The sequence below is a fragment of the Candidatus Polarisedimenticolaceae bacterium genome, assembly GCA_036376135.1.
GTDB lineage: Bacteria > Acidobacteriota > Polarisedimenticolia > Polarisedimenticolales > DASRJG01 > DASVAW01.
Genome location: DASVAW010000016.1, coordinates 1 through 4,453, shown reverse-complemented (window position 1 = coordinate 4,453; position 4,453 = coordinate 1). Strand labels below are relative to the sequence as shown.

Sequence of the window (4,453 nt, the reverse complement as noted above, 5' to 3'; positions counted from 1 at the left end):
GTAGTACTTGTAGATGTTCGCGACGTAGGTCACCGTCTCGCGTCCGATCCGTTCGGAGGCGATCTGCTCGACGTTCCCGAACCACACGTTCGGGTCGAGCCCGCGCTTGGCCGCCAGCTCCCGCAACTGGCGGACGCGGTTGGGCCCCGCGTTGTAGGACGCGAAGGCGAACAGCCCCTTGTTCAGCGCGTCCATCGGCTCGTCCTTGAAGTACGTGTCGATCGTCTTCCGAACGTACTTCACGCCGGCGTGGATGTTCGGCTCGAGCTGCCGGATGTCGCCGACCTTCAGCTCCCGACCGGTGGCCGGCATGACCTGCATGATGCCGATGGCGCCCACGCGGCTGCGCGCCGCGTGATCGAGCTGGGACTCCTGGTACGCCTGCGCCGCCATCAGCAGGAAGTCCATGTCGTACCGGTCGCTGTACTTCCTGAAGAGGTCGACGACCTGCTGGAACTTCTTGCGACTGGCCTCGGAGGTGGCGTTCTTCGCGTACCTGGTCTCGACGAGGTACCTGCGCTCGATCTGGTTTCCGAAGGACGTTCCCAGCCCGTAGTTGCCCATGAACTTGTTCAAGGCGGAGGCGAGCTGCGGGCTGTTTTTGCGGATGGCGATGGCGAGCTTGCCGCCGCTGTGCACGGCGACGTTCTCGTGGACCGCGATCTCCGGCAGGACCTTCTTCCAGAAATTCGCGAGGTAGTCGTCGACGACGATGGCGGGGATCAGGCCGGCGTTCACCATCTCGAGCAGGTCGTCGTCCTCGAGGCTGGGCGGCGCGGCCTGAATCGCGATCGGCGGCTTGCCCCCCGCCACGAACGTCTCGTTGAGCGCGAGCAGGCTCTGGTGATACGCGCTCTTCTCCCGGACGAAGACCTCCTTGCCGGACAGATCGTCCACCGAGGCGATCGCCGGCGCGCCGGGGCCGGTGACGACGACCTGGCGGACGTTCGTCCGGGTGGCGTTCGTGAAGTCCACGTGTTTCTCGAGCTCGGGCCGCACCGTGACCTGGGCGGCGACGAGGTCGACCCGTCCCTCGACGAGGGCCGAGAGCAGCATCTCGCGCGGCAGCGGCACGAAGACCACGTGGATCTTGTCGGCCGCCTTGGTCTTGAAGTGCTTGTTGAGCCGCTCCTCGACGAGCTGCCCGTATTCGTACGACACGCCGCGCTGCACGCCCCTGTCCACGAAGTAGAACGTGCGGTTGAACGTGACTCCGATCCGCACGACCCGCCGCTTGACCATCGCGTCGAGGTCGCCCGTGAACGCCTTCAGGACACCCTCGAGCACGGCGGGCGGCAGCTGCGTCTCGAGCTCGGAGGGCGGGAGCGGCGCCTCCGCCTCCTCGACGGGCGTGGTGACCGGTGCCGGCTCCGCCGGGGCCGGCGGCTTCGGCTCACCGCAACCCGTCAGGGTCGCCAGGGCCGAGAAGGCGAAGGCGGCCCCGATCCGGGTCGCGGCGCATCGCATCCATCAACCCCCGGTCCGGACGCACTCTCCGACGATCCGGTACCCGCTGCACGACGCGAAGCACGCATTGGTGAAGGTCTTCTGCGTGTGCCCGCCGGCGCAGAGCACCGTGCACACCACGGGATCCTCGAAGGTCGGGCACCCGCGGCACTCGAGACCCGGAGGGCCCGAAGGTTGCGGGCAGAAATCGGGGGGTTCCGCGCTCGCCGGGGGAAGGCCGAGCGCCGCGAGCCCGACGACGAAGCAGACGGCGGGAAGGATGCCGAACACGAACCGGGATCGACGCATCATCACATCTCCTCCTTCGGATGGACCGCTCGGCGGGAAGCTTACCCCCGATCGGCGCTTCCACGTTCCCCGGGCTTTCTTGTCGTCCGCGCGCCAACGAAGCCGTGGTTTCGCCGGGGGCCCGTTGTACCCTGCATTCTCGGCTCGGAGGCCCCGTTCGTGCGCTGGCTTCTCGAACTTTCGATCCTCGCCGTCGCCGCCTTCGCCCTCTTCCGCCGCCCGCGCGTCGCCCGCGCGCCGTTCGATGCGCCGCTCGCGATCGTGGCCGCGGCGCTCGTTGGGCAGTCGCTCCTCGCGTGGCTCGCCCCGGCGGGCGGCGCGGCGGCCGGGGGGGCCGTCCACGGCGCTCGTGCGCTGCTGCTCCTCGCCGCCTTCGCGGCCTGGGTCTCGATCGTCCGCGCGTCGGAGGGGCCCAGGGGGCGGTTCTGGTTCCTCGTCGCCTCCGCGTCCCTGATGACCTTCGGCCCCGTCGCCCTGCGCGTCGTCGGCTGGGTCGTGCTGCTCGTCGTCGTCGTCAGGCTCGACTGGCCGAAGGAACTCGCCGGCTGGCGGCGCGCCCTCGGCCTCGTGCTCTCGCTCCCCATCGCGGCGCTCACCACCCTCGACCCCACCGGCGTCGCCGGGCTCGACACGCTCCAGATCGGGCTGCAGCTCGAGGGGGTCGTCAAGGCGCAGGACCCGGGCCATCCGATCGTCCAGTTTCTTCGCGTCGCCCTCGCGCTGTTCCGCGTGCAGCTGGTCGTCGCGTTCTTCCGCTTCCTCCTGCTGCCCGTCGGGTTGCGCACGCTGCCGCTGGCGCGGCGCTTCGCCGTCAACCACACCCTCACGCGATCGATCCCCGCGTTCTTCTCGACCCTCACCGTCACCGCGGTCATCGTCCTGGGGTACGGGCTCCACAAGGCCACGGACGCCCGCCAGGCGATGGAGCGGACGCTCGACCGCGCGTCGGCCGCGGCGACGCTCCTTCTCGAGGACCGGCCGTTCGACGAGGCCGCCGCGAAGGCCCGGCTCGCACTCGGCGAAGACGCCGTGGGGGCCGCGCTCATCCGGCGCGGCCCCGAGGTAGCCGCGAGCGACCCGGAGTCGTTCGTCGCCCCACCGTCGTTCCCCGGCGACCCGGCGTCCGAAGCGGAGGGGCTCCTCGTCGTCGAGGGACGGTTCCACCTCGTCGCGCGCCGGGGCGCGGCGGAAGCGTGGATCCCCCTCGACGAGACCTGGCTCGCCCGCTACGGCGAGCGCGCGCTCGTCGAGGTGGAGCTCCGCGAGATGCCGAGCGTGAAGCTCGGCTCGGTCGTCGTCTCCTTCCGCGACGCGGAGGCGACGCAGCCCGCGGCGAAGGTCCGCACCCCCGGTTACGCCCCGGAGACGCCGGGGCGAACGGACCTCGCGCGCCGCAAGTTCCCCTTGTCCCGCCTGTTCCTCCCGATCGGCAACTGGCGCGAGACCGACGACGAGGGTCGGCGCGGCGCGGTCGGCATGACCGTGCGCGGCTCCCTGAAGCAGGCGCTCACGGCGATCCGGCGGAACCCCTACCTTCTCGTGTCGAACGCGGTGCCGTTCCTGCTCCTCGGCGGGCTCGGCCTGGTGCTCGGCATCGTCGAGGGGCTCGCGGTGCGCACGGGGCGGTCGATCGTCCAGACGGTCGTCGACGACGTGAGGGCGCTCGAGCGGGGCGCCGACCGGATCGGAGGCGGGGACCTCGACTATCGGGTCCCCGTGCCGGGGAAGGACGAATTGTCGCGTCTCGCCGGCGCCCTCAACGCGATGGCGGCCAACCTCAAACGGCAGCGGGGTGAGCTCGTCGAGAAGGAACGGCTCGAGGCCGACCTCGAGGCGGCGCGCTCCATCCAGCAGCGGCTGCTGCCGCAGGGATCGCCGACCGTCGCGGGGCTCGACGTCGCGGGGGTCTCGTTCCCGAGCCGCGTCGTCGGCGGCGACCTGTTCTATTTCCTCCCCTTCGGCGAAGGGAGCCTGGGCCTCGCGGTCGGCGACGTCTCGGGCAAGAGCCTCCCCGCGGCCTTCCTGATGTCCAACGTCGTCGCGGTCCTGCGCGCCGAGGCGCAGATCGGCGTCGAGGTCGACGAGAGCCTTTCGCGGATCAACCGCCTGATCGCCGAGCAGATCGAGCCGAACCGCTTCGTGACCCTGTTCTACGGGATCGTCGACCGCCCGTCCGACACGGTGCGTTACGCGTGCGCGGGGCACGAGCCCCCGCTGATCGTGCGCACCGACGGGACGGTCGCGTGGCTGCGCGAAGGGGGAACACCCCTCGGCGTCCTCCCCGACCGCACGTACCGCACCGCGTCCGAGCCGTTTTCGAAAGGGGACGTGCTCGTCCTGTACTCCGACGGCCTGACCGAGGCGGAGGGGACGGACGGCGAGTTCTTCGGAAACACCAGGCTGGCGGCGTGCGTCGCCGCCGCGCGCGGCGGGACGGCGACCGAGATCCTGGAGGCGATCCTCGCGTCGGTGAACGCGCACACCGGCGGCGCCCCCCTCGTCGACGACCGGACGGTCGTCGTGGTGCGGGGGACCTAGCGAAGTGTTCCCGGTGCGCCGGCGCCGTTTCATAGGATGATGCGCCGCCCATGAACCAGCCCGCGTCGACCCTCCTGCACTTCCGCCTCCTCGACAAGGTCGGAGAAGGAGGCATGGGCGAGGTCTGGCGCGCGACCGACACCACGCTCGATCGCGACGT

Annotated in this window: 3 protein-coding genes; 1 reads left to right on the top strand and 2 read right to left on the bottom strand. The window is 70.6% G+C overall.

What is annotated here, in order from left to right; genetic code table 11:
- The coding region (locus VF139_01480; protein HEX6850047.1) for a transporter substrate-binding domain-containing protein at nt 1–1,467 on the bottom strand (1,467 nt) is incomplete at its 3' end.
- Nucleotides 1,468–1,470: 3 nt separating this feature from the next.
- Nucleotides 1,471–1,758 carry a hypothetical protein gene (locus tag VF139_01475; GenBank protein HEX6850046.1) on the bottom strand — a complete coding sequence of 96 codons (288 nt, stop codon included), beginning with the start codon at nt 1,756–1,758 and terminating at the stop codon, nt 1,471–1,473.
- A 156-nt stretch (nt 1,759–1,914) separates the two neighbouring features.
- On the opposite strand from VF139_01475, the gene VF139_01470 reads away from it, so the two are divergent.
- Nucleotides 1,915–4,293, top strand: a complete 2,379-nt coding sequence (locus tag VF139_01470; protein ID HEX6850045.1) for a SpoIIE family protein phosphatase — start codon at nt 1,915–1,917, stop codon at nt 4,291–4,293.
- Nucleotides 4,294–4,453: the final 160 nt, after the last annotated feature.